Here is a 26283-nt window from a genome sequence, read left to right as displayed (position 1 = left end):
TACTCAGTTAAATTTAGAAATGACCTCGTAATTTTTAGGCTTTTCATGTAGCATCTCGCCCCTTTTGTTGAGTGGGGGGATATTATGTTTATTGGATTTGATTATGGAACAGCGAACTGTTCTGTCGCGGCGATGGTTAATGGAGAGCCAAGCCTGTTACCGCTAGAAGGTAACAACCACTATATTCCCTCAACCGTGTTTGCGCCTACTCGTGAGAGTGTTTCTGAACATCTATTCCGCCACTTGAATATCAAGCCGAGTGATGCGATCGGTGAGCAAGTACTACGACGTGCGATTGCGCTGAACAGAGAAGAGAGTATCGACTTAGTGCCAGAAGACATGGCATTTGGTCAGGCTGCGTTGGACTTATATTTAGAAGACCCTCGCGATGTTTATTATGTTAAGTCCCCTAAATCTTTCCTTGGCGCGAGTGGACTGCATGATGTGCAGGTGAGCTTTTTCGAAGATTTAGTGTGCGCCATGATGGCAAATATCAAGAATCAAGCCGAACTCACGACTAAAGAGCAGATCAAGCAAGCTGTTATCGGCCGACCAATTAACTTCCACGGTCGAGGTGGTGAAGAGGCGAACAGACAAGCTGAAGACATACTGTCTCGCGCAGCTAAGCGTGCCGGTTTCCTTGATATCGCTTTTCAATTTGAGCCCGTAGCCGCAGGCCTTGATTACGAAAGCACATTAACTGAAAACCAAACAGTATTGGTTGTTGATATTGGCGGTGGTACCACCGATTGCTCATTATTAGAAATGGGACCAACGTGGTCTGGTAAAGCGGATCGTACCCAGAGCTTGTTGGCACACAGTGGGCAAAGGGTAGGGGGGAATGACCTCGATATCTATCTTGCATTCAAACAACTGATGTCACCTTTTGGTATGGGCAGCAAAGGCATTTCGGGTATTGATATGCCACTGACTCAATTCTGGAACCCAATTGCGATTAATAATGTTGAAGCTCAAAAGAACTTCTATTCAAGAGAAAACCTAGCGGCATTAAAATTACTTCGTAAAGAAGCGTCAGAGCCTCAAAAGCTAGAACGTTTGATGAAGGTTTATCACGACACTTTGGGTTACGGTATTGTGCGTAGAGCGGAAGAGGCCAAGATTGCGCTGGCAGAATCCCCTCAATATCGTGCTGCGATTAATGTTGCCTCTGAACTGGTCGAGGTAGATATCTCAGTCGAACAGATGGTTGAAGCGATTGAAACACCAAAGTCTAAGATGATTGAGTTGGTTAAAGAAGCGATTCAACAAGGCCAGAAAAAGCCAGACGTAATCTACATGACGGGTGGTTCCGCTCGTTCACCGATACTTCGTGAAGCCGTACAACAAGCTGTGCCGAATGTACCGATTGTGAGTGGTAATTACTTCGGTTCAGTAACTGCAGGTTTAGCTCGTTGGGCTGAGGTTTGCTTCAAATAAGAGTTCAATGATGAGTTATGAAGGGCAACCAGTCGCTGATTGGTTGCCCTTTTTTTGTTTTTCTCTAATGAACTTTCTATTGAACGATTTTTCCTAGCTCATATTGGGATTTGTTTCACAAAGCTAAATATTTCAGCTGAGCTCTACGTGTTACAAAATGTTTCAAAGGCAAAGGCGAGCCTCTCGATGGTCTGATGAGTTACCTTGGGTTTAGATTTTTAATGCTTTTTTAGTGATTATAAAATCAAAAATAATCAAAGTATTTATCTCAAAGAATGAAAGGAAATCCCAGTAATTGTCGTGTTAATCAACTGTTTTAAAAGGTATTTTTGTTTTTTATAGTGCGATTTTTTTTATTTTATATATTTTAATGCAACTTTTTTGTCATTCGTATATTAGTGTTTGCCTACTTGTTAAATGCAGGTAACAACTTCTCCGTAAGCACGAGGTTGTTAGTGAATAACTCACCCAGTTACATAATGGATATGACAATGAATAAGAAACTTTTAGCGCTAGCAATTTCTGGTGCAGTATTTGGTACACAGGCAGTTGCTGTAGAACTTTACAACGAAGACGGCACAGCGTTTTCTGTAGGCGGCCACGTTTCAGTAAACGTGAACGGTTCTGAAAAAGACGATGCATCAGTAGGTACAAACTCTCCACGTATCAACTTTAACGCTACTCAAGATCTGGGTAACGGCTTTACTGCTGACGCTAAAGGCGAATGGGCACTTAACTACCTAGATGGTGGTGATGACACATTTACAACACGTCTTGGTTACGTTGGTTTGACTCATGAAGAGCTTGGTCGTGTAGTTGCTGGTACACAGTGGTCTCCATACTACGATGTAGCTGCAGCAACAGATATGCCCATTGCTTTTGCGAATGACTTCCTATACGACAACCACGGTGCACTTGGTACTGGTCGTGCAGACAAAATGGTAAGCTACCGCAATGCTTTTGATTTTGGTGAAGCTGGTGAATTTAGTTTTGGTCTAGGTTGGCAGGGTGATAACGATGTTACTACTGAAACAGAAACGGTTGGTAACAACGGTTTAGTTATTACAACGCGTTCAACTGCATCTTACGGTGATCGTGTTCAAGCAACGCTTGGTTACTCTATTGCAGGTGTTAAACTAGGCTATGCATTTAACACTGGCGACTTCACTGAAGGCGGTGTCTCTAAGACTGCTGAATCTCACCTAGTATCTGCAGCATACGGTTCATACGGTTCTGGTTTATACCTAGCTGGTATCTACGGCTTTAATGAGAATATGAACGCTGGTCTTGTAAGTGGTACAACTCTTGAAGAGAGCAATGCTTACGAACTACTAGCAGCTTACGCACTTGCGAACAGCTTGAACCTAAGTGTGAACTACGAAGTTGTTGAAGGCGAAGTTCTTAAAGGTGGAACAACTACTACAGCTCGTGAAGAGTTAGCTCTACAAGCTGAATACAACTTCACTAGCAACTTTGTTGGCTACACTGGTTACCAATTCGATCTAAACGACGAAACTGGTTACAAGTCTGACGACAAGTGGACTCTTGGTGCTCGTTACTACCTATAAGTCGCAGACTTATTTAGCATAGTGTTTACTTCTTAAGTTTACCTTTTAGGATACTGTCCTAGACACCATGCTAAGCCCTCTCAAGCCTTTTGGTTTGAGAGGGCTTCTTTCGTTTTAATGCTCTTCAAATTTAACTGCCTACTTTAGTTTCATTTTCTCTAATTGATGTAAGCCGATGACTCTATTTCTGGAGGGTAGGTCGAGATATACACCGATATTTACCTAAAAGTATTCAAATCAATGAATTGAGCTCAAGATCAGAATTTAGAGATCGGTAATCATCTTGTCGAAGACTCTCATTTTATGATGCGCTAAACTCTGCTCTCTAAAAATAGTTCAGGGATAAACTATGAGCAGCGTTGTAGATCAGAAACAATTGATGAAGTCGAAACGAACAGCAACCCCAACAAAAGTACTGTGTGTTGGGCGTAACTATGTCGATCACATTGAAGAACTTAACAATGCGATTCCTGACTCTATGGTGGTGTTTAATAAACCAAGCACCAGCGTGACTTCCTCTCTTTCTTCGTTTCATCAAGAAGCACTGCACTATGAAGCTGAAATCTGCTTTATCGTTGAAAATGGCCAATACTCAGCCGTGGGCTTAGGGTTAGACCTCACCAAGCGTGAGTTGCAAAGTAGCTTAAAAGCGAAAGGCTTACCTTGGGAACGCGCCAAAGCTTTTGATGGCTCAGCCGTATTTAGTCGCTTTGTTCCAATTGATAACTTAGACCTTGCAGACTTAAACCTAGAGTTGTTTATTAACTGTGTTCGTGTTCAGAAAGGACATGTTGAGCAGATGCTTTACTCTCCAAAAACTATCCTAGAAGAGCTGTCTTCTTATACCACCTTACTAGACGGCGATGTTGTGATGACAGGTACGCCAAAAGGTGTTGGGGCCGTACATCGAGGCGATATCTTCCTTGGTCGCCTAAAGTGTGGCGATACGACATTGATTGAGATCGAATGGGTAGCAAGTTAATTAGTCTTTTCTATTTAGTTAATAAATTGGCTTTGTCGCTTAATGTTGGTTTTTAATTCGATTAAATAAACGTCGAACAACTGATTGCATCTGGAAGGGTGTTGGTAATTGATATAAAATCCGCCTCCGTTTTTATCAATGCTGACCCTCATGATCGACTTAACCATTTTACCTGTCTACCTGACTGCCGTTGTTGCACTTCTTCTTTTACCTGGCCCTGATATGTTACTGATTGCGAGTTCAAGCATGAGCTATGGCCGTAAGGTCGGCGTGTTTGCAAGCCTAGGTAATGCGACTTCTGGAATCATTCTGACAGTATTAGCGGCTATGGGTGTATCAGCGTTGATCGCAATGAGCCCAATAGCGCTTAAAGCTCTACATTTGTTAGGCGGCGCGTACTTGTTGAAGATGGGATGGGACTGCCTGCGAACAGAGCAGGGTAACGCGCCTGAGTTAAGCGATAACTTTGCAGCAAAAGCCTACTATCAAAGAGCGCTAATCAGTAACCTGCTTAATCCTAAAGCCTTGGTTTTCTTTGTGATGTTTCTGCCTCAGTTTGTGTCGACGAATATTGAAGCGACTTCCGGTCAGCAGATGCTTGTTCTGGGTTTATTACTGAATGTTCTCGGCTTAACGTTTAACTTTTTGCTGGTGGCGTTAGTGGGTACGATTGGTAAATCTCTCGTAGAAAACGCGAAGTTTCGTACCTATCAACAGAAAGTCATGGGCGGAGTTTTCATCGTGTTAGCTATCTGGATGTTGTCTTCTTTCTTTACTTCGTAGACGAATCAAATCAGACATCTTCTCGTGGTTAGCCGCTGAGACAAAAATGGACGCTACGAGCGTCCATTTTTTATATTTAACCGTTACATGTTGAACGCGCTAAATCGCTATGAATTCAACTCTTGTTGGTGTTGTTCAATCAGTTTCTCCATGTACTTCTCACCGCGCAGGCGAGTGTCTTCGTAGGTTTCTGTCCCTTCAAATTTTGTCACCGTCTCATAGTAGATCTTAACTTTTGGCTCAGTACCGGAAGGTCTTACGATAATGCGTGAACCATCTTCGAGATGATAGATGAGTACGTCACTTGCAGGCAGGTTAATGGCTTCAGTATTGCCTCCAATGACGAAGCGTAAAGAAGACTGCAAATCTTCAATTACAGAGATAGCGACACCGTTGATTGCTTTAGGCTGTGCCGAGCGGAGCTTAGAACCAATCGATGGTGAATCTGGGTCTAGTGCAATACTTCGCTGAGCGTTGGTATGAACCCCATGTTCAAATGAAATTTGAGCGAGAAGATCCCAAACTGTTCGACCTTGAGATTTTAACTCCTCAACCAATTGAGCAAACACGACAATAGCAGACAGCCCATCTTTGTCTCGTACTTGAGTACCAATTGTGTAGCCTAATGCTTCTTCATAGGCGAACAAGAAGTCGTTCTGATCATTTTCCAATTGCATGCCAATATTCGCTAACCATTTAAAACCTGTCAGCGTTTGGAAATAAGTCGCCCCGTGGGATTGAGCTACTTTTTCAAGCAATGTTGAAGATACGATACTGTTACCAACTAATTGGTTTTTGGTATGTGGCTTTGAGAGTAGATAATGAGCGAATAGCACGCCGACTTGGTCACCTGTTAGCATTTTGTATGAGCCATCATCTGTTCTCACTGCAACCGCAAATCGGTCTGCATCTGGATCGTTGGCACAAGCAATGTCGGCATCGACACTTTTTGCTAAGTTAACCACCAGATCCATCGCGCCTTTTTCTTCCGGATTCGGGAAGTTGACGGTTGGGAAGTTACCATCGGGCTCTCTTTGCTCGGCGACGCTGAACACCTTATGGAAACCAGAATCGTGAAGTAGATCCTCGGCCATTTGTGCGCCGACACCATGCATTGCGGTATAGGTGATGGTGGTGTTCGCCGATTCGATCTCGTCACTCACGTATGGGCTCTGATTGATCGCAGCGCGGTACGTTTGATAATAGCCTTCAGTTAACCACACCAACTTACCTTGCGTCTCAGCGTCACTTAGGCTCATTAAAGGGAGCGGCTTGGTCGATGCGATATCGATTTCAGCGGCAATACCCGCATCGTGAGGAGGAATGATTTGAGCGCCATTCTCCCAGTACACTTTGAAACCATTGTATTCCGGTGGGTTGTGGCTGGCCGTCACCACAACGGCAGCTGCGGCGTTGAAGTGCTCAATACCAAAGGCAACGATAGGGGTCGCCGCGACGTTCGAGGTTAGATAAACCTTAATGCCTAAAGCCGTGAGTACGGAAGCGGTATCAATCGCGAACTGCTTTGAATCTAAACGGCCGTCATAACCGACGACCACACCGCGAATGGTCGCATTAGCGACATGTTCGATTAAGTAGTGGCCGAGCCCGGTTGCTGTTTCCTGTATGACTAAACGGTTCATTCGATTTGGGCCGCATCCAACTTTGCCTCTAAGTCCTGCCGTTCCGAACTCTAATCGTTGAGTAAAGCGGTCTTCAAGTTCGTCGTGCATTCCCTCATCGATGAGGTGTTGAAGTTCTTCACGAGTTCTTGGATCTGGGTCTCTCGCTAACCAATTCATTGCATCTTGCATAATCACTAAACCTATTAATGTCTGTATGACTTACCGTTGATTTAATTTAAGTGATATTAATTCTCATTTCCATGAAAGCAATCGTAAAACTCGATATAAAATAAATTCCAACGGCAAGAGGGCACGTAGATTAAGCCACTTCAAATAATTGACTGTTTAGTAAGTAAACTTACCTTGAATAATTGGATATCACTAACTAGCCTTTTACATAAATATAACAAAATTTAACAAATTCGCCGTTTTTGAATCTTTCATGGAAACCTCCAACGCTTTTGAACCGTATTAGTTCTTGGGTTTATATGAGGTCAGTAGCCTGCTCACAGGCTAGTTCCATGTGAGTTGTAGATTGAGATTCAGCCTTTTCATGTGTAGCCGGAATAACAATGAATGTTGTCCAGTTCGCAACGACATTTAGGTCGCAAGTATCCAATTAGGAAGGACAAGGAGAGATCTTTTGAAAAGATTACTGGTTAGGCTAGCGTGGCTTTTGAAGAGTTTTGTTGTGCTTTTAGTATCGCCTTTAGTGCACGCTAGCAGTGATTACAACATGACTCAAGGCGTCACTGAGATCAGTGGTAAGGTGTATGAACTTCATATGCTGATCTTCTACATCTGTTGTGCGATTGCCTTTGTTGTTTTTGGTGTGATGTTTTATTCGATTTTGAGGCACAGGAAATCGAAGGGCGCAGTTGCTGCCCATTTTCACGAAAGCACGAAAGTCGAAATTCTTTGGACCATCATCCCTATCATCATTCTCATCGCTATGGCGATACCCGCCACCAAAACCTTAATAGCGATGGAAGATACCTCCCAATCAGATCTGACCGTTAAAATCACCGGGTCACAATGGAAATGGCATTACAGCTATTTTGGTGAAGACGTCGAATTTTTCAGCCTTCTAGCGACCAGTGACAAAGAGATTGAAGGCCTCGAAGTGAAAGGCGCGCATTACCTGCTAGAAGTTGATAAGCCGCTGGTACTGCCTGTTGACCGTAAAGTCCGTTTCTTGATGACTTCCGATGATGTGATTCACTCATGGTGGGTGCCAGCATTCGCCGTTAAGAAAGATACCATTCCGGGCTTTATTAATGAGGCTTGGACTAAGATAGATGAGCCTGGTGTTTACCGAGGGCAGTGTGCAGAGTTGTGTGGTCGTGCCCATGGTTTCATGCCGATCGTGGTGCATGCCATGGAAGAAGATGAGTTTGACGCATGGCTAGCGGAGCAGAAAGAGTTAGCGATAGCCGAACAACAAGCCGCAAAAGATGCATTAGGTGCGTCACTTTCCTTGGCGGAGTTGAATACCATCGGTGAAGAGGTTTACAAAACTCGATGTGCGGTTTGTCACCAAGCAAACGGTGAGGGCATTCCTGGAGCATTCCCTGCCATCAAAGGAAGTCCTATTGCCCTTGGTGATGTGGATGTTCATATCGACACAATTGTTTATGGTCGTGGCGGTACGGCGATGCAAGCATTCGATAATCAGTTAACCGAGAAAGAGATCGCAGCGGTAGTAACTTATCAACGAAACGCTTGGGGTAATGATACCGGCGATATTGTTCAGGCCTCAGATATCAACGCTTATAAGGCGAAGCAAGAAGGCAGTTCTGAAAGCTCAACGGATGATGCACAAAATGATGCTAAGGATCAGTTATGAGTTCACCAATCAATAAGCCGGTGAAATCGGCTCCAGCAGAAGATCAAGTACTGAGCCATTCTGCGGAAGGCACCTTGGGCAATAATGATTTGCCTGTTGATGATCACGATTCACATGCGGCACCTAAAGGCTGGGCTCGTTGGCTGTATTCAACCAATCATAAAGACATTGGTACACTTTATTTGTGGTTCAGCTTTGCAATGTTCTTAACGGGCGGCGCAATGGCGATGGTGATCCGTGCGGAGCTGTTCCAACCGGGTTTGCAACTCGTTGAGCCAGATTTCTTCAATCAGATGACTACAGTCCATGGTTTAATCATGGTATTCGGTGCCGTAATGCCTGCATTTACGGGTTTGGCTAACTGGATGATTCCGATGATGATCGGTGCACCAGATATGGCGCTGCCGAGAATGAACAACCTCAGTTTCTGGATCTTGCCTTTTGCGTTTCTAATCTTAATCGGATCTTTGTTTACTGAGGGAGGTGGGCCGAGTTTTGGTTGGACATTTTATGCGCCACTCTCGACAACTTATGGCCCAGACAGTACGGCATTGTTTGTGTTCTCAGTTCATATTATGGGGATCAGTTCGATCATGGGGGCGATTAACGTCATCGTAACCATAGTGAACATGCGCGCTCCGGGTATGACTTGGTTCAAGCTACCGATGTTCGTATGGACATGGTTAATTACCGCTTTCTTGCTGATAGCCGTGATGCCCGTTCTCGCGGGGGCTGTGACTATGGTACTGACTGACAAGTATTTTGGGACTAGCTTCTTTGATGCCGCTGGTGGTGGGGACCCGGTGATGTTCCAGCACATATTCTGGTTCTTTGGGCACCCCGAAGTGTACATCATGATCTTGCCATCTTTTGGTATTGTCTCAGCCATCATCCCTGCATTCAGTGGTAAGCGCCTGTTTGGTTATCACTCGATGGTTTATGCGACCTGTAGTATCGCACTGTTGTCATTCTTGGTTTGGGCACACCACATGTTCACCACGGGTATGCCAGTATTTGCCGAACTGTTCTTCATGTATTGCACCATGTTGATAGCGGTGCCGACCGGTGTGAAAGTCTTCAACTGGGTAGCGACCATGTGGCGGGGTGCTTTGACCTTTGAAACACCAATGCTGTTTGCGATTGCCTTCATTGTTTTGTTTACGATTGGCGGGTTATCTGGATTGATGCTCGCTATCGTGCCAGCTGATTTCCAATACCACGATACTTATTTTGTTGTGGCTCACTTCCATTATGTTCTGGTAACCGGTGCCGTGTTCTCGATTATGGCTGCTGCCTATTATTGGCTGCCTAAGTGGACCGGACATATGTACGACCACAAGCTCAGCCTGTGGCATTTCTGGACGTCGGTGATTTCAGTTAATGTACTGTTTTTCCCGATGCACTTTTTAGGGTTAGCGGGTATGCCGCGTCGTATTCCTGATTATGCGATTCAGTTTGCTGACGTTAACCAAGTCGTGTCGATTGGTGGTTTTGCGTTTGGGTTGTCTCAGCTAATTTTCTTATGGCTAGCGATTAAGTGCGTAAGAGGGGGAGAGCCTGCGCCAAGTAAGCCTTGGGATAGAGCTGAAGGTCTTGAATGGACAGTACCAAGCCCTGCGCCTCACCACACCTTTACCCATCCGCCGAAAGTGGATTAGAGGGCAGAACCATGAGTGATAAGCAAAGCGATCCCAATCAAGATAAAAAACAGCCTAAGCGCCTGTCTAATAAGCGATCGACCAAAAAGCTGACGGGCTACTTGGTGTTGAGCGTGGTTGCGATGTTTTGCTTCGGTTTCGCTTTGGTGCCGCTCTACGATGTCATGTGTGAGGCCTTAGGCATCAATGGCAAAACTAATACTGTTTCAGCGGTGCAACCTCAGGGAATGCAGCCAGACTACTCTCGTACGGTTCGAGTCGAATTCATGTCCCACATCAAGCCAGATATGCCATGGCAGTTTTCGCCTGAAGTTCGAGTGTTAGAGGTTCATCCTGGTGAGGTGGTTCAAACTAACTACATTGCCAAAAACCTTTCTGGAGCCTCATTGGTTGGCCAAGCCGTACCGTCGGTTTCTCCAGGTATGGGGGCAACCTACTTCAATAAGATGGAATGCTTTTGCTTTAATCAGCAGCCATTGGACGGGCACAAGAGCGCAGAAATGGGTTTGATATTTTACATTGAGCCAGATATTCCAGAATCGATACATACGCTGACGCTCTCTTACACATTATTCAATATCACGAATGAGGTGGGTGCTGCGGCCAATAAATCTGAGCCTAACGTACTCGCAAGTAACTAGGAATTTACAGAACCAGTATCAACATAAGGAGTTGAGCGATGAGTTCTAAAAAGGAAGTGTATTTCGTTCCACATCAAAGTCACTGGCCATTGGTGGGTGCTGTAGCACTGTTTTTGGTCGCGGTTGGCGCTGGCTTGACGGTGCAAAACATGGGTACCGACGCCGCAGGTGGTGTGTTTGGCAAAGCGGTGTTGTTAGTCGGGTTTGCTGTGCTGCTTTACATGCTCGCAGGTTGGTTTAGCAATGTGATCACAGAATCATTGAGTGGTCTCTATTCTGAGCAGATTTCTCGTTCTTTTAGACAAGGAATGAGTTGGTTCATCTTTTCCGAAATCATGTTCTTTGGCGCTTTCTTTGGCGCGCTTTTCTATGCTCGAATGATTTCTGTGCCTTGGATTGGTGGTGCGGGCAATAATGAAATGACCCATGAAGTATTGTGGCCGATGTTCCAATCAATTTGGCCACTAACGACGACCCCTGATGGCGTAACGACACAAGCCATGCCTTGGCAAGGTATCCCGCTTAAGAACACCATTATTCTGCTGCTTTCCTCTGTGACGCTGCACATGGCACATATCAGTCTTGAACAAAATAAGCGTATGGCTTTGATCGTGTGGTTGGAGATAACCATTGTTCTGGCTGGCTTCTTCCTGTTCTTCCAAGTTGAAGAGTATCTTCACGCTTATCAAGAGATGGGGCTGACACTTCAGTCTGGCATCTACGGTAATACCTTCTTTTTGCTTACTGGGTTTCATGGCTTACATGTCTGTTTAGGGACGATCTTTTTGATTGTGTTGCTGGCAAGGGTTGCGAAAGACCACTTCACTCCGAAAGACCACTTTGCGTTCCAAGCGGGCAGTTGGTATTGGCACTTTGTTGATGTGGTTTGGTTAGGCCTGTTTGTATTTGTCTATGTGCTTTAACTGCTGAGCCTATCGGGGATTAATAGGGGCGAGGGTTAGGAGTTATCACTCCTGATCCCAAAGCAAGTAATAAAAGTAGCACGACAACGGCTGACCACATGACACGACGACCCAAGAAGTAACTGAGTCTTTTTCCATTGTGTTTACCTGAGGCGATTTGGATTAGACCTTTCATCAAATTGAAAGCGATAAAAAACAGCAAAGCGACCAATACGAGTTTAAATAACAGAACAAAGGTAGATGACGCCATAGTGATAACTCCAAACCGATTGATTGATGATGAACACAAGTTCCGCAGTAAAGGTTTTTGGATAGCGGTTGTTTTAACTGTGGTTTCAGTCGGCGCTTTAATCAAGTTAGGTTTATGGCAACTCGATCGTGGTAACGAGAAATTACGTTATGAACAGCAACTATCAGAAAGAGCGCAGCAATCGTTTAGGTCATTGGACACGGTTATCTCTGAATGGAAGGGCTCGCGTACACAAGCCCAAGGTACATCTGAACAGCAGTTTTTAAATGGTTTGAAGGTTGATGTTGAATTGGAAACACCAAGTGGTTTGGTGGTCTTGTTAGACAATCAGATTAACCAAGGAACGGTGGGGTATGTGATTTACATGTTGGGTGAGGTTCAATCTAAAGAGCAAGGCAACCAGCTTTTACACGAAAAGCAGTTATTGATCGATCTTGGGTTTGTTCCGGCAAGTAATGACAGAAGAGAACTACCGCAATTAGGAAGTATCACTGTACCAACCAAAATGTCAGGGCGCTTGTATACACGCTCAATTAATCCTTTAAGTCATGAGTTGGGTTTAGAAAATACGACACCGAATAGAATCCAAAACCTAAACATAGCAGCGTTATCACAGTATACAGGACAAGAAGTGCTGCCCTTTGTCTTCCAACCTCAGAGTTTAGATTCATGGCCCTATGAAATGTTATGGCGTCCAACGGCGATGAGGTCTGAGAAGCATTTTGGTTACTCATTTCAATGGTTTGTTATGGCTGCGGTACTTTTGTTTTTGATGTTGTTGATTGGCTATCGGTACCTAAAAGCAACACCTATCACGAGGAATAAGGATGGATAAATCTCAAGCACAAGTGAACAGGGAAATTACCGAGGCAAACATGGCTGAGCTCAGAAGCCGTCGTACTAAAGGACGCTTGGTATTAATCGGACTCGTTTTAATTTTCGCTTTGCCTGCGATTATCGCCAAAACAGTGTTGGATCAGAATTGGTATACATCAGGTGTCACTAACTCAGGCGAATTGGTAGAACCAAGAATTACACTAGCGGATTTTGGCGTAACGGTACCCATGGCAGGAGAGGGTTGGGTTGTGGGGTATATCGCACCGATGGAGTGCGAAAGCTTGTGTGAACAACAGCTTCATTATTTGAATCAAAGCTACTTAGCGTTAGGGAAAAACAAAGAGCGAGTGACCGCCGTTGTTTTCGTCTCAGAAGGTAACTCGTTGTCGGGTTCGCTCAACAAGCCTGATTTATCTTTGTTAGCTGGTGGTGATCAGTTAAGCACCGAGTTTTCGCCGGCTTCCATTGTCATTATTGACCCGCTAGGACAGTTGGTTATGGAGTACAAAAGCGTGTCGGAACCGTCGCAGTTAGTCGGGCAATCCAAAGGTATGATTCATGATTTAAGAAAGCTACTTAAGCTGTCACGAGTTGGGTAGTTGATGGCGCAAATGCTTGAGCTTAAGCAGCGAAAGGGAATAAGTATAGGGAGATAAGTGATGCAGAATAAAGCCCCTGATTTACTGATGCTTGTGATGAGATTAACTATCTTGTTAACCCTTACCGTGATTGTTCTCGGAGCTTATACACGCCTGTCTGATGCTGGCCTTGGCTGTCCTGACTGGCCGGGTTGTTACGGTAAGATCACCGTTCCGTCTGATGCCCAAGCGGTGAGTCAAGCCAATCTGCAATTTCCAGAGCGAGCTCTTGAAGCAGACAAAGCGTGGATAGAGATGATCCATCGCTACTTTGCAGGAACATTAGGGTTGCTTATCTTTGTCGTTGTAGCTTGGTGTATTAAAAAGAACATCACACCAGTTGGTCTTCCATTACTTATCTCTGCCACTGTGATTTTTCAGGCTTTGCTTGGAATGTGGACGGTGACTCTTAAGTTGATGCCCGTTGTGGTTATGGCGCATTTGATGGGGGGGTTCACGTTGCTGTCACTGTTGTGTCTGCTCTACTGCCGTTTGTCTCAATTCCAAAGCCGTTTTGGCGAGGCTTCTTATTCTCCAACACTTAAATTTTGGGCGTTGTTTGGGTTACTCATTGTGGTTGGGCAGATACTGCTTGGTGGTTGGACATCGTCAAACTATGCCGCTTTGGTGTGTACCCAATTGCCTATTTGTGAAGGTAACTGGATGAGCTACCTCGATTTCAAAAATGCGTTCGATTTTGCTCAACACGGACACGATAACTATGAGTTTGGTGTGTTGGAGTATCCCGCGAGGCTTACCATACATGTCATGCACAGGCTCGGGGCTATTGTGGCGACATTAACGGTGCTGATGGTCGTGTACCAGTTATGGAAGTTTGGCCAAGTGCCTCACCAAAAGCTGAGCATGATTGTCGCAATAGTGTTGTTTACTCAAATCAGCCTTGGGATCAGTAATGTATGGTTTCACCTGCCAATCTCAGTTGCGGTTTTGCATAACCTAGTCGCAGCAATGTTGCTCATCAGCATGGTTGTAACCAATTTTGTGGTGTGGCAACGCAAACCGAGTGAGAGCTTGGTGAAGAACAGTGTATTACAAGGAGGTAATCATGGTCAGTAGAACGTCAACACAGTATGAAGTGGTGGCTCAAGACGCAGCCTTAACTCATAAGATAACAGCCAATAATGACATAACTTTAAGTAACGAAAAGGCTGAAAAAAACAAAGCCACTTGGAAAGTTTATTTAACGCTGACTAAGCCTAAAGTGGTGGCTTTGATGTTGCTGACAGCATTGGTTGGGATGTGTTTGGCCGTGCCGAATGGATTGCCTTTGCAACAAACTCTGTTCGGAATGATTGGGATAGGGTTAATGGCAGGTTCAGCGGCTGCGTTTAACCATTTGATCGATAAAAAGATCGACGGCCAGATGACTCGAACAAATCGACGCCCTTTACCATCCGGTGAGCTGAGTAGTGTGCGTGTGTTTAGCTTTGCAGCAGGTATCGGCTTACTTGGGTTTGCCACGTTAATGGTGTGGGTCAATCAACTCACGGCTTGGTTAACCTTTGCAAGCTTGTTGGGTTACGCGGTGATTTATACCATGTACTTAAAACGAGCGACGCCACAAAACATTGTGATCGCAGGGATTGCAGGCGCAATGCCACCTCTACTGGGCTGGACGGCAGTCACCAACGAGCTTCATTCAAATGCTTGGTTGTTGGTGATGATCATCTTTATTTGGACACCTCCGCACTTCTGGGCGTTGGCAATTCATCGTCGTGATGAGTATGCCAAAGTGAATATCCCCATGCTGCCTGTGACCCATGGTATTGCTTACACCAAAACATCGATTCTGCTCTATACCTTGCTGCTAAGCATCGTATGTATATTGCCAGTGTTGGTCGGCATGAGTAGTTGGATATATCTAAGCGCTTCATTGGTGCTCAACGGCGGGTTTGTTTATCACGCTTGGATACTTAAATATCGTGATGAACCTAATATGGCGATGAAGACCTTTAAGTTCTCCATCTATCATCTCATGATCTTGTTTGTCGCTCTGTTGGCGGACCACTATCTACTTTGATAACTGATGCTTCAGCTGTTACAGAATAAGAAAACGGATGCTCTGGGCATCCGTTTTTGTTTGGTTGATCACTAAAACTCACCTAATACAAAGTAAGTATCTAGCGAGTACTTAGTCCACTTTGTTCCAAGCACTTTGCCAGTGTGAACCGACACCTGGTTCGTACTGAGTTGCTGTTGGAGCCCATTGAACACAGTAGCCAGAGTATGGGAACTCTTTACACTGATAAACGCCACCATCGCTGCTTAGAACCTTTGTTCCTGCTGTGTAAGACTCAATGCTTTCTGGGAACACGAAGTCGTAGTCGCCTGCTGGTGGCGGTGTTTGCTCGTCCATTAGGTGGAAATCAAGCGTGTTCTGATCAACTAAGTTACCTTGGTCATCTTTCGTCACAACCACAAGCATGTGGTGACCAGCTTCAGACTTAGAAAGAGTCAGTTGAATATCTTCAACTTGTCCGTCTGTTAGATCCGATTTCTGAGATGCAAGTGCTTCACGGTGATGGTTGTACACGGTAAGCTCAGCTTGGATATCGCCTGTTGCCGTTAACGTAAGATCAAGCTGAGTAGGTTGGCTCTCATCGATAATGTACTCTGATTCTAAGCCCGAGACTTCAAGATCATGCTCGGGTTCTGGAGTATCAATCTTGTAGCCGATTTCGACACTGTTAAAGCCAGAGCCTGCTTTTAGATAAACAGGATTCGTGCCGTAAACGGGTGCGAAATCGCCTTGGTCATTCAATTGACCTGCTTTGATTTGCGTCTGCTCTTGGTTGATCTTAGAAGCAAGCGCGTAAGACCAGTTATTGGCTTTGCCTTGTTCAGAAGTTTCAATCACAAGCTCAGTGCTGTATGAAGCGTTCTCACCAGACTGGTCGAATACACGCGTATAAACAGCGTCACCAACATTCAGGTCTTGTGTCGGGTTGATTTGACCACCTTGATCCCAATCAGGAATGATAGGGCCGTCACCATCAAATTTCACGTCGATAACGTTGTAGAAAGCCGCTGCAGTGTCACCTACATCCCATACGGCAAGGATCACTTGATAACCTTCACGCTCTGGGACATTACACAAGTGACTGACTTGCATCGGTGGCTGTTCCATATTGCCTTCAACAACACAGAATGGCGTTAAGTCAAAAGAGCTGCGAGCCAACGGCTGGTTTGGATTCCAGTCGGGTTGAGTAATGTAATATTTCCAATCGCGAGTCTTGTGGTTAGCTGTGAATGTCCACTCGAAGTATTGAGAACCAGACTTGATAGGGCGTTTAACCCAGCGGTCTGCCTTTTGTTCGTCTAGTGCTGCTGCTAAAGAAGATTGCGCACTGGCGATTTTCCCATCAGCAGGGCCAACTTCTGGGAAGCCTTCAGGGCCTTCTACACTTTGTGGTTCGTATTGGATACCACCACAGTTGGTGTTTTTCTCTTGCGTATCACTCGCAGGGAACTTACATAGGGCAACACGGCTCTCAGCTACGCCATTGTTGTATGCCGAGACATAACCGTGACCGAAGCTTGCACCGCTTACGCTAAGAAGCGATAGCGCGATGAGTGATTTTTTTTGGAGTTGTTTCATTATTTGTCCTTACTGTATTTGGCCGACAAAAAAGAGAACACCCCGGCATGCATTTACACTTAAATTCTATTAAGTGGCGGCCCCGCTATCATAGACAGAATATTTGTCGACAGACCGGTGGCTTTGCGTCCTATTCTTTCAAATAGTTTGCCAGAAGTGCGTTTGAGCAATCGAAATGTAGCCAACCAGTTTTATAAATGCGAATCAATCGATTGAAATGTGGAATGCCAATCTCGAACTTTTAATTCTTGATACAAATTAACTTGCTATATGTTTAGTTCGTTAACGTATAAATTATTGATATAAATAAAGAAAGCATTTGATCTAATCGTTTTAGTGAATGACTTTGGGTTGTTTCGCTTCGCTCTGTACAACAATTGTGCACATATCAAAACCAAACCTTTGGTTTCCACTAACCGAACCCTGACACGCCATGTATGAAAAACCGGACAATTGATTGGTATGAATTATATAAAGGAGCCAGTATGGAATTCACAGAACTAGACAGAGACGCGTTGTATCAAACGTGGATGTCACAAAAATCGAGAATGCGAATTACGCAGATGGAGTTTTCAAAAAAGCTAGGCATGAACCAGCTTGATTTCTCAAGAGTGCTAAGAGGGGAGACGCCATTAACCATGTCTTTCATTAGTCATTTTTGTCGTTTACTTCATTTGGAACCAAGGAATGTATTCCCCTCGCTAAAAGAGGTCAATGAATCGGGGCCTAAAGTGGTCTACCTGAAAAGTAGAATGAGTGTTGATGGTGAGATCCAAAATGCTTATATTGAAGGAAATCAGGTAATTGTAGAGTACGCACACACTGTTCAACATGATTAATTTTAGAGTTAGCTCTGATTTTTAACCCCCTTTTTCTACAACCTTTTCACATAGGGTATGTCATACTTAATTAGATTCCTTAATTTTGACTAAGTGCGTTATGAACCCTTTAAAAGTCTTTTTGCTTGTTGCAACCAGCATCTTCTTGTTTGGTTGTGCAGGCGGCCCAATTAAAACCGCAACTAAATTCACCAGTTATAAAGATTTTCAGCCAGTCCCTGATGGAGGCGTTGACCTAGTTTGGGCAAGGATTGGGCTACGTGATGCGCAGCGATTGAGCTCCAAGTTAGACGACTATGATTCTGTGGTGATCGACCGTGAAGCGGGTAACAAAGATTTTTCAACCATGATTGATTCGCTGGATGATGCCAAAGACGCGATCAACTATTGGGTTGAACGTTTAGGTGATACTCTACACAACATAGATGACGCATAGTAAAGACCGAATAATGCTAGAGAAAGAGAACCTGATTAAGTTGGCTCGAATGCAGATGCCATTTGGAAAGTACGCGGGTCGTACACTGATTGACTTACCTGAAGAATATTTGCTGTGGTTTGATAAAAAGGGATTCCCGTCTGGCGAACTCGGCGATTTATTGAAACTGTGCCTTGCTCTGAAAATTGAAGGGCTTGATAGTGTCGTCAAGCCATTGAAAAGAATGTAATTAAATAAAAGCTCACGCTGATCACGTGAGCTTTTTTGTTTTTGAGTTCGACACAATTTTACATGCATGATGTAGCTTGAAGAATGGCTCTTCTTACCTTGCTATAAAATACGCAATCGATAGCGTGTAAATAATGGTATACAGGGTGTTTTAAATATAAAACACAAAAAAAATTGCGTTTATTTTTAATTAGTGATTGAAACTAGAGTTTTTACTAGTTAAGTTACAGGGAACAAGAAGATTAGTGCTGATAGAAAGTGACGTGAGACAACGTACATTCAGCTCAAGGATAGAAAAAAGGAAGAAGTAAGCAATGTTCCAGACTGATGATGTAAGAATTAACAAAGTAAAAGAGTTATTACCCCCTGTTGCTGTTTTAGAAAAGTTTCCAGCGACAGAAGTTGCTTCTTCTACAACCTTTGAAAGCCGCAAAGCGATCCACAATATTTTAGAAGAGAGCGATGATCGCTTGCTTGTTATTGTCGGCCCATGTTCTATTCATGACACAGAAGCTGCTCTTGAGTACGGTAAACGTTTGAAAGTGTTGCGCGACGAACTTGGTGATAACCTTGAAATCGTAATGCGTGTTTACTTTGAAAAACCACGTACAACTGTTGGTTGGAAAGGTCTAATAAATGACCCGTACATGAACGATACGTTCAAGCTAAATGATGGCCTTCGTCTAGGACGTAAGCTACTGCTGGACCTAACTGACATGGGCATGCCAACGGCAAGCGAATTCCTAGACATGATCACGCCTCAATACGTTGCTGACCTAATCAGCTGGGGTGCAATCGGCGCACGTACTACAGAATCTCAAGTTCACCGCGAACTGGCTTCTGGCCTATCTTGCCCAGTTGGATTTAAGAATGGTACTGATGGCAACATCAAGATTGCAACAGATGCTATTCGCTCTGCTAGCGCTTCTCACCACTTCTTATCAGTAACTAAGTACGGTCACTCAGCTATCGTTGAAACAGCAGGTAACCCTGATTGTCATATCATCCTACGTGGTGGCAAAGAGCCAAATTACAGCGCAGAACACGTTGGTAAGATTAAAGAAGAGCTAGCAGCTTCTGGTCTTCCACAAAAAGTGATGATCGATTTCAGCCACGCAAACAGCTCTAAGCAGTTTAAGCGTCAAATGAACGTATCTGATGACGTAAGCGCACAAATTTCTGGTGGCGACAAAGCTATCTTTGGTGTGATGATTGAATCTCATCTTGTTGAAGGTCGCCAAGACCTGGTTGAGGGCAAAGCTGCAACGTACGGCCAATCTGTTACTGATGCGTGTATTGGTTGGGAAGACACTGAAACAGTACTTCGCCAGTTGGCAGACGCTGTTGAAGCTCGTCGTAACAAATAGACTAATTACAGTCAGCGATTAAGCTACTGAAAATTCAAAGCCCTTAGTTAGCAACAGCTAATAAGGGCTTTTTTGTGGATCTTAGTTGAAAACTGGAAGTGTCTGTATTCTTAAATGAGAAAAGACAGTAACTCGTCGACTTTAAGTGACAGTAAAGCTTTATCTTGTTTGGTTTCAACGTTAAGGCGTATTAATGGCTCGGTATTGGACTTTCTTAAGTTGAAGCGCCATGAGCCCATATTCATGCTGATTCCGTCTGTGTGATCGATCTCAACGGCATTATCTTGGTAGTGCGATAACACGCAAGCCATGACCTGCTCTGGGTCTGAGACTCTTCGATTGATCTCCCCGGAAGAGGGGAATCTATCTATACTAGTACTCGTTAATTGGTGAATAGATTGTTGAGTTTTCGACATCAGCTCGATAGCCAATAGCCAAGGAATCATGCCTGAATCGCAATATCCAAAATCACGAAAATAATGGTGTGCGCTCATTTCGCCCCCATAGACGGCATTCGTTTCACGCATCTTCTCTTTGATCAGTGCGTGTCCTGCTTTAATTCCAATCGCTTTTCCACCATGCGTTTTTGCGATTTCAATTGTGTTCCAGGTCATGCGCATATCGTGCAATACAGTCGTGTTAGGCTGTTTGACCAAGAATGCTTCAGCAAGCAACCCTACAATGTAATAACCCTCGATGTAATCGCCTTGCTCATCAAAGAAAAAGCATCGGTCGAAGTCTCCATCCCAAGCAATTCCAAGGTTGGCAGAATGCTCTAAAACGGCATCTCGAGTGGCTGCTTGGTTCTCTCTAATCAAAGGGTTTGGAATACCATTTGGGAAGTTTCCATCAGGGTTATGATGAACTTTGATGAAGGTGATAGGGACACCGAGTTCGTTAAATTTATTATCTAAAGCATCAATGATATGTCCTGCAACACCGTTCCCAGCATTAACCACAATCTTCATCGGTGACAGCTTTGATGGGGTTATGTACGAGAGTAGGTGCTCGACGTACGGAGCAAGAATACTGTACGATCTACTAGAGTTACTTGGTTGTGCATGAACGAACGGTAAATTGCAGTTCAGCTCTTGATTAAGTTCTTCAATGCGTCGTTTGATTTCATCTAAACCACTGTTTTTACTGATAGGGCTAGCGTCTACACCGACCATTTTCATGCCGTTGTAATTGATTGGGTTGTGGCTGGCTGTGATTTGTATTCCGCCAATCGCTTTTAGGTAACGAGTCGCAAAGTAGACCTCTTCAGTGCCAGTCATACCTAGATCAATGACGGTAATCCCTGACTCGATTAAGCCTTTGGTCATGGCTTCTTGTAATGACAGGGAGGTTTTGCGGTTATCACGACCAATCACTACCTGCGCCAAACCATCGAGTGAGGTTTCAGGCTTAGCGGATAGGACGTATTCGCCAAATGCCTTACCGAGCAGGTAGGCGAGTGGCTCATTGATTTGTTTACCAATGACGCCGCGGATATCGTTGTTCTTAAAGCAGTTTAGGTCTAATGTTGGTTTCATCGATTTGTCGCTGCTTTATTTCGTTTGGTTGTGCTTTGATGAGTGGACTTGTTGCTTGCGCACGTCTCGCCCATAACTGTCTTGATATCGAATGATGTCGCCTTCACTTAAATGACTGCCTGTTTGTACTTCAATCATCTCGAGTGGGAGATCCCCTGGGTTCTCTAGGCTGTGAATATGACCTAAAGGGATGTAAGTGGATTGATCTTCTTCAACCAGATAGGTTTTCTCATTGTTGGTCACTTTCGCAGTACCCGCCACGACTACCCAATGTTCCGCTCTATGGTGGTGCATTTGTAACGACAACTTGTGACCGGGTTTAACGGTGATACGTTTAACTTTGTCGCGCTTGCCTAGGTCGATAACATCGTATTTACCCCAAGGTCTAAACACCTCACGATGATGCACATGTTCTGTGCGACCCGCTTGATTTAGTTGACTGACAATCGATTTAACACCCTGAACCCTGTCTTTATTTGCAACCAATATAGCGTCTTTGGTTTCGACAATAATCAGGTTGTCGACACCTACCGTCGCAACCAGCTTATTTTCAGCATGGATGTAGTTGTGTTGAGAGTCGACGGTTAACACATCACCTTCAATGACGTTATTGTGCTGATCTTTTTCGCTTACATCCCAGATCGCGGACCATGAGCCAATATCGTTCCAACCGACATCCATCGGGATCACCGCGGCGTGCGAGGTCTTTTCCATCACGGCGTAATCGATTGAATCACTTGGACTGCTTTTGAATGCTTCAGCGTCTATACGGATAAAGTCGAGGTCGGTATTTTGCGTTGCAAGAGCGAGTTTACAAGCCGCTACTATCTCAGGGTGGTGTTCGGCGAGTTCTTTAACATAGCGTGATGCCTTAAACATGAACATGCCACTGTTCCATAAGTATTGTTCTGAGCGGATGTACTCTTCTGCTGTTGCTGTGTCTGGCTTTTCTACAAAGCATTCTATGGCGAAGGCGTGATTGATTGGCTGCTCTGTTCCATTAGTATCAGTTTGAGCACTGGAGGAAAGAGGCTCTCCCTGCTTGATATAGCCATAGCCAGTCTCTGGGGAGCTAGGTGTTATACCGAATGTCACCAGCTTGCCTTGTTTTGCATAATCAACACCACGACTAATCGCTTGTTGGAATTCAGAGGTTTTCGCGATGTGATGATCAGCAGCCAGCACTAACAAGATAGGGTCGGATGCGCTTTGTTCATTAAGCGGTGGTTTACTTAAAGCCTTTAGGGCGGCAAGCGCAATGGCTGGGGCTGTATTTCTACCGACTGGCTCTAGCAGAATACCACTATGTTGAATGTTAGCTGATCGAGCTTGTTCAGCGGCAATAAAGCGATGCTCTTCATTACAGATAATGAATGGGGCATCGCATTTACTATCCATCAAGTGCTCTTCAAGGCCTTGCAGGCGTTGAAGTGTGTGCTGAAGCATTGACTGGTCGCCGGCAATATTGAGAAATTGCTTAGGGTAAAGCTCGCGAGACAGTGGCCAGAGACGACTTCCGGAGCCGCCGGCTAGAATGACAGGTAAAATCATAGCGTGGTAATTAGGTGCATTAGAATACTGCCATCATATTACCACGCTTCACGCTTATTACTTATCGATAACCAAGAAGGATATGACTATCGATGATCTTCCGTAGGGGAGTTCAACATGTCTTTGGGATTGCTAATATTCTGATTATCACCTAGGCTTTGAACGCTGTTATGATCTTGAACATTAGAAAAGTCTTGAGGGTCAATCTTGAGTGTCTGTGTTGGGAACGCGATGTCTGCATTGTGTTTATGAATAATCGCCAGAACCTGTAACAGAACGTCTTGCTTCACTTTGTGGTACCTGATCCAGTTGACTGTTTTTGTGAAGGTATAGATAAAGAAGTTGAGCGTTGATGGCCCAAATTTGTCAAAGTTAACGATCAACGTCTGTTTGGCATCAATATCTGGGTGGGTCTCGAGCATGGTTCTTACATCATCAACAATGAGCGCCAATTTGTCTGCATCTTGATAACGAAGACCAAAGGTTTCATTGATTCTACGATTCAACATTCTCGATGGATTCTCTACCACAATACTACTGAACACCGAATTTGGCACGTACAAAGGACGCTTATCAAAAGTGCGGATGATCGTCATGCGCCAACCAATGCGTTCGACAGTGCCTTCGATTTGACGATCGGGAGAACGTATCCAATCACCGACTTTAAAAGGGCGGTCGAAGTAAATCATCATGCCACCGAAGAAATTCGACAGTAAGTCCTTAGCCGCTAAACCGACGATCAAGCCACCAACACCACCAAAGGTGAGTAAGCCTGATAGGCTGAGTCCAAACGCTTGCATGATTGTCAGGCCGCCCATGACCATAAAGAACAGACGAGCTACTTTTGCAATCGCCTGTACAGTTGTCTCATCCCTGTTTTTTTGCTCTAAGACGTATGCTTCAGCATTGGTGATCATTCGTAAGGTGAACCAAACGAAGGTACATATGATCAATATGTGCTTGAGAGTTTTTAACCAGTTGATTTCATTGCCAAACTGATCTTGAAGAATCAACCCGATAGATACGGTCGCTGGCCAACACCAAAGTAACGTACTGACAGGGGTTTTCAGTGCCTCTAGTAGTAGGTCATCCCAGTGAAAGTGGGTTCTCTGTACCAGAACTTCCAAGCGATTATGGATAATTCGCCAAGCTACCCAAGCGAGAAAACTCGCAATAGTGATGCATAGGACGCTGTTTGCCCAATCACTATGGCTCTGGTTGATGTAGGTTTGTACTTGGGTTATGAATTCATTCATTGTGTGTGCTGCCGCAGAAATTATGAATTGGAAATTAGCAGAAACTCGAGTTGTTCTCTACCTTTATAAATCAAGCGATTATGACAATAGTATAACCTTATTCTTGCAGAACTAACTTTTTTTGAGATAGAAACTAATGTAGGTTTGGCTATCCCGTGTAATTAAAATTTCTAAACAGGATTTCAAATGAGCGACAAACAATATGCAGTTATCGGTTTAGGGCGATTTGGTCTGTCTGTTTGCAAAGAGCTACAAAGTTCAGGGGCACAGGTACTGGCCGTCGATATTGATGAAGAGCGAGTGAAAGAAGCAGCGGCTTTTGTTTCACAAGCGATTGTTGCGAACTGCACGAGCGAAGAGACGGTGAAAGAGTTAAGACTCGATGATTACGATATGGTGATGGTGTCGATAGGCTCTGACGTTAACTCAAGCATTCTAACGACTTTGGTGGTGAAAGAATCTGGAGCAAAAGCAGTCTGGGTTAAGGCGAACGATAAGTTTCACGGCAAGATTCTCTCTAAGATTGGTGCTGACCATATCATCATGCCTGAACGAGATATGGGCATTCGTGTTGCGCGTAAAATGTTGGATAGACGCGTTCTCGAATTTATCGACCTTGGCAGTGGCTTAGCGATGACGGAGATTGTTATTGGTTCTAAACTGTTGGGTAAGAAACTTGGCGATCTTAAGCTGTGTAAAGAAAATGGTGTTGAGGTACTTGGCTTCAAGCGAGGGCCGAACCTCACTAAAGCACCAGAATTGGATGTGAGTTTAGAAATTGGGGATGTGGTGATCATCGCTGGGCCGAAAGAGACCTTATCTAGAAAGCTACGCAATTGGTAATTGGCAATAAGGTAACAGTATGAATTCGTTAAAACGAAAAGGTACTTTCTACACGCTTAAGAGTGATAAAAAGCCACGTAAAGGCTCTGAACCTAAGATTATCCTTACGAGCTTCTTAGGCGTACTTATCCCCTCTGCAATATTGTTGACGATGCCTGTATTCTCTGTGACAGGCCTAAGTTTTACGGATGCACTGTTTACAGCAACCTCGGCGATCAGTGTGACAGGATTAGGTGTTGTCGATACCGGTGAGCATTTCACCTTGGCGGGTAAAATCTTACTGATGTTCTTGATGCAAGTCGGCGGGTTAGGGCAGATGACTCTATCTGCGGTACTGCTTTACATGTTCGGTGTTAGGTTAAGCCTTAAACAACAAGCACTCGCGAAAGAAGCGCTTGGCCAAGATCGTAAGATTAACCTTCGTAAATTGGTTAAGAAGATCATCATCTTTGCATTAGTGGCTGAATTTATCGGTTTTGTATTGCTCTGCTTCCGCTGGGTACCTGAGATGGGATGGTCAACGGGCAGTTTTTATGCTCTATTTCATGCGATATCTGCATTCAATAACGCAGGTTTTGCACTGTTTTCAGACAGTATGATGAGTTTTGTTGATGATCCGCTGGTGATCTTCACCTTAGCTGGCTTGTTTATTTTCGGTGGGCTAGGCTTCACAGTCGTCGGCGACCTATCGAGTAACTGGCGTAAAGGTTTTCGACATCTTCATTTACACACCAAGATTATGCTAACCGCCACTCCGACTCTATTGTTGGTAGGTACGGTATTGTTCTGGCTGCTAGAAAGAAATAACTCAGCAACCATGGAAGGGTTATCGACTCAAGGACAGTGGCTAGCCGCATTTTTTCAGTCGGCAAGTGCTCGTACTGCTGGCTTTAATAGTGTGGATTTGTCTCAGTACACACAGCCTGCGTTGCTGGTAATGATTGTACTGATGTTGATTGGTGCAGGTTCTACCTCAACAGGTGGTGGTATTAAGGTTTCGACCTTTGCAGTAGCCTTTGTCGCAACGTGGACCTTCCTCCGTCAGAAAAAGCACGTGGTGATGTTTAAGCGCACTGTGACTTGGCAAGCGGTAACAAAGTCATTGGCCATTATTGTGGTAAGTGGGGCGTTATTAACCACCGCGATGTTTTTGTTAATGCTTACTGAAAAGGCAGCGTTTGATCGAGTCATGTTTGAGGTGATTTCAGCCTTTGCAACGGTTGGCTTAACCGCTGGCTTAACCGCGAACCTGACTGAGCCAGGTAAATACATCATGATTGTTGTTATGGTGATTGGACGTATCGGCCCCCTGACCTTGGCTTATATGCTAGCTCGCCCAGAACCTTCCTTGTTGAAATATCCAGAAGACACGGTGTTGACTGGTTAATTAGGTTCACGGGCTGATAAATAAAGCTCTGTAA

The 26283-nt window shown here is 44.5% G+C and carries 24 protein-coding genes and 1 riboswitch; of the genes, 18 read left to right on the top strand and 6 right to left on the bottom strand.

Going from position 1 to position 26283, the window contains the following annotated elements; translation table 11 throughout:
• Positions 1 to 84 precede the first annotated feature (84 nt).
• The 4 genes from yegD to AB4249_RS12015 all read left to right on the top strand — a co-directional run bounded on the left by yegD (position 85) and on the right by AB4249_RS12015 (position 4770).
• The gene (yegD, locus tag AB4249_RS12030) at positions 85 to 1437 is read left to right on the top strand and encodes a molecular chaperone (RefSeq protein WP_372103316.1); all 1353 of its coding nucleotides are present in this window, start codon (positions 85 to 87) and stop codon (positions 1435 to 1437) included.
• Positions 1438 to 1928: 491 nt separating this feature from the next.
• Positions 1929 to 3005, top strand: a complete 1077-nt coding sequence (locus AB4249_RS12025; protein WP_102332013.1) for a porin — start codon at positions 1929 to 1931, stop codon at positions 3003 to 3005.
• 349 nt (positions 3006 to 3354) lie between these two features.
• Complete coding sequence (locus AB4249_RS12020; protein WP_065585012.1) at positions 3355 to 3987, top strand: fumarylacetoacetate hydrolase family protein; 633 nt, start codon at positions 3355 to 3357, stop codon at positions 3985 to 3987.
• Positions 3988 to 4137: 150 nt separating this feature from the next.
• Positions 4138 to 4770 carry a LysE family translocator gene (locus tag AB4249_RS12015; protein ID WP_017068640.1) on the top strand — a complete coding sequence of 211 codons (633 nt, stop codon included), beginning with the start codon at positions 4138 to 4140 and terminating at the stop codon, positions 4768 to 4770.
• Between the two features lie 107 nt (positions 4771 to 4877).
• Here the strand turns inward: AB4249_RS12015 and AB4249_RS12010 are convergent, their stop codons facing one another.
• The gene (locus AB4249_RS12010; RefSeq protein ID WP_104216245.1) at positions 4878 to 6584 is read right to left on the bottom strand and encodes a phospho-sugar mutase; all 1707 of its coding nucleotides are present in this window, start codon (positions 6582 to 6584) and stop codon (positions 4878 to 4880) included.
• Positions 6585 to 7038: 454 nt separating this feature from the next.
• On the opposite strand from AB4249_RS12010, the gene coxB reads away from it, so the two are divergent.
• Genes coxB through AB4249_RS11990 form a run of 4 tightly spaced genes read left to right on the top strand, consistent with a single transcriptional unit; the run spans position 7039 to position 11463 of the window.
• The gene (coxB, locus tag AB4249_RS12005) at positions 7039 to 8241 is read left to right on the top strand and encodes a cytochrome c oxidase subunit II (RefSeq protein ID WP_102332015.1); all 1203 of its coding nucleotides are present in this window, start codon (positions 7039 to 7041) and stop codon (positions 8239 to 8241) included.
• The gene (gene ctaD / locus AB4249_RS12000) at positions 8238 to 9899 is read left to right on the top strand and encodes a cytochrome c oxidase subunit I (RefSeq protein ID WP_017061756.1); all 1662 of its coding nucleotides are present in this window, start codon (positions 8238 to 8240) and stop codon (positions 9897 to 9899) included. Before coxB ends, ctaD begins: the two co-directional genes overlap by 4 nt.
• Positions 9900 to 9910: 11 nt before the next feature.
• Positions 9911 to 10540, top strand: a complete 630-nt coding sequence (locus AB4249_RS11995; protein ID WP_017064839.1) for a cytochrome c oxidase assembly protein — start codon at positions 9911 to 9913, stop codon at positions 10538 to 10540.
• Positions 10541 to 10578: 38 nt separating this feature from the next.
• Positions 10579 to 11463, top strand: a complete 885-nt coding sequence (locus tag AB4249_RS11990; protein WP_009845661.1) for a cytochrome c oxidase subunit 3 — start codon at positions 10579 to 10581, stop codon at positions 11461 to 11463.
• A 19-nt stretch (positions 11464 to 11482) separates the two neighbouring features.
• Here AB4249_RS11990 and AB4249_RS11985 read toward each other — a convergent pair whose 3' ends face one another.
• Positions 11483 to 11713, bottom strand: a complete 231-nt coding sequence (locus AB4249_RS11985; protein WP_372103313.1) for a DUF2909 family protein — start codon at positions 11711 to 11713, stop codon at positions 11483 to 11485.
• Between AB4249_RS11985 and AB4249_RS11980 the strand changes: the two genes are divergently transcribed.
• From AB4249_RS11980 to cyoE, 4 genes are read left to right on the top strand one after another with little or no spacing between them, the layout of a single operon-like run.
• On the top strand, positions 11601 to 12548 hold the full coding sequence (locus tag AB4249_RS11980; protein ID WP_372103310.1) for an SURF1 family protein: 948 nt from the start codon (positions 11601 to 11603) through the stop codon (positions 12546 to 12548). The two genes, AB4249_RS11985 and AB4249_RS11980, sit on opposite strands and share 113 nt — an antisense overlap.
• Positions 12541 to 13149, top strand: coding sequence for a hypothetical protein (locus tag AB4249_RS11975; protein WP_017061753.1), 609 nt, complete (start codon positions 12541 to 12543; stop codon positions 13147 to 13149). Before AB4249_RS11980 ends, AB4249_RS11975 begins: the two co-directional genes overlap by 8 nt.
• 60 nt (positions 13150 to 13209) lie before the next feature.
• Positions 13210 to 14265 (top strand): heme A synthase, encoded by a 1056-nt coding sequence (locus tag AB4249_RS11970; RefSeq protein ID WP_372103307.1) that lies wholly within the window; start codon positions 13210 to 13212, stop codon positions 14263 to 14265.
• Entirely contained in the window at positions 14255 to 15229 is a 975-nt protein-coding gene (cyoE, locus tag AB4249_RS11965; RefSeq protein WP_372103304.1) for a heme o synthase, read from the top strand. Before AB4249_RS11970 ends, cyoE begins: the two co-directional genes overlap by 11 nt.
• Positions 15230 to 15340: 111 nt before the next feature.
• On the opposite strand, the gene gbpA is transcribed toward cyoE, so the two are convergent.
• Positions 15341 to 16807, bottom strand: a complete 1467-nt coding sequence (gene gbpA / locus AB4249_RS11960) for an N-acetylglucosamine-binding protein GbpA (RefSeq protein WP_372058056.1) — start codon at positions 16805 to 16807, stop codon at positions 15341 to 15343.
• A 72-nt stretch (positions 16808 to 16879) separates the two neighbouring features.
• Positions 16880 to 16969: riboswitch (cyclic di-GMP riboswitch) on the bottom strand.
• Between the two features lie 323 nt (positions 16970 to 17292).
• On the opposite strand from gbpA, the gene AB4249_RS11955 reads away from it, so the two are divergent.
• From AB4249_RS11955 to aroG, 4 genes are all read left to right on the top strand, one after another.
• The gene (locus AB4249_RS11955) at positions 17293 to 17646 is read left to right on the top strand and encodes a hypothetical protein (protein ID WP_017068634.1); all 354 of its coding nucleotides are present in this window, start codon (positions 17293 to 17295) and stop codon (positions 17644 to 17646) included.
• Between the two features lie 100 nt (positions 17647 to 17746).
• The gene (locus AB4249_RS11950; RefSeq protein WP_372103301.1) at positions 17747 to 18082 is read left to right on the top strand and encodes a hypothetical protein; all 336 of its coding nucleotides are present in this window, start codon (positions 17747 to 17749) and stop codon (positions 18080 to 18082) included.
• A gap of 13 nt (positions 18083 to 18095) precedes the next feature.
• Positions 18096 to 18311: a DUF3820 family protein gene (locus tag AB4249_RS11945; protein ID WP_004730103.1), complete on the top strand. Its 216-nt coding sequence runs from the start codon at positions 18096 to 18098 to the stop codon at positions 18309 to 18311.
• Positions 18312 to 18624: 313 nt separating this feature from the next.
• Entirely contained in the window at positions 18625 to 19677 is a 1053-nt protein-coding gene (gene aroG / locus AB4249_RS11940; protein WP_017061746.1) for a 3-deoxy-7-phosphoheptulonate synthase AroG, read from the top strand.
• Between the two features lie 110 nt (positions 19678 to 19787).
• Here the strand turns inward: aroG and AB4249_RS11935 are convergent, their stop codons facing one another.
• From AB4249_RS11935 to AB4249_RS11925, 3 genes are all read right to left on the bottom strand, one after another.
• The gene (locus AB4249_RS11935) at positions 19788 to 21212 is read right to left on the bottom strand and encodes a phosphomannomutase CpsG (protein WP_372103298.1); all 1425 of its coding nucleotides are present in this window, start codon (positions 21210 to 21212) and stop codon (positions 19788 to 19790) included.
• Positions 21213 to 21227: 15 nt separating this feature from the next.
• Positions 21228 to 22763: a mannose-1-phosphate guanylyltransferase/mannose-6-phosphate isomerase gene (locus AB4249_RS11930; protein ID WP_136973804.1), complete on the bottom strand. Its 1536-nt coding sequence runs from the start codon at positions 22761 to 22763 to the stop codon at positions 21228 to 21230.
• A gap of 86 nt (positions 22764 to 22849) precedes the next feature.
• Complete coding sequence (locus tag AB4249_RS11925; protein ID WP_372103296.1) at positions 22850 to 24019, bottom strand: mechanosensitive ion channel family protein; 1170 nt, start codon at positions 24017 to 24019, stop codon at positions 22850 to 22852.
• Positions 24020 to 24205: 186 nt separating this feature from the next.
• On the opposite strand from AB4249_RS11925, the gene AB4249_RS11920 reads away from it, so the two are divergent.
• Together AB4249_RS11920 and AB4249_RS11915 are read left to right on the top strand one after the other, a co-directional pair.
• A complete protein-coding gene (locus AB4249_RS11920; protein WP_019820412.1) occupies positions 24206 to 24862 on the top strand; it encodes a TrkA family potassium uptake protein in 657 nt (218 codons plus the stop codon).
• A gap of 19 nt (positions 24863 to 24881) precedes the next feature.
• Positions 24882 to 26249, top strand: a complete 1368-nt coding sequence (locus AB4249_RS11915) for a TrkH family potassium uptake protein (RefSeq protein ID WP_017065604.1) — start codon at positions 24882 to 24884, stop codon at positions 26247 to 26249.
• The last annotated feature ends 34 nt before the right edge of the window (positions 26250 to 26283 follow it).

The organism is Vibrio sp. 10N.261.55.F4, from assembly GCF_041470465.1.
Classification (GTDB): Bacteria; Pseudomonadota; Gammaproteobacteria; order Enterobacterales; family Vibrionaceae; genus Vibrio; species Vibrio crassostreae_C.
Note: the sequence above shows the minus strand (reverse complement) of the source record. Positions and strands in the feature narration are given on the sequence as shown.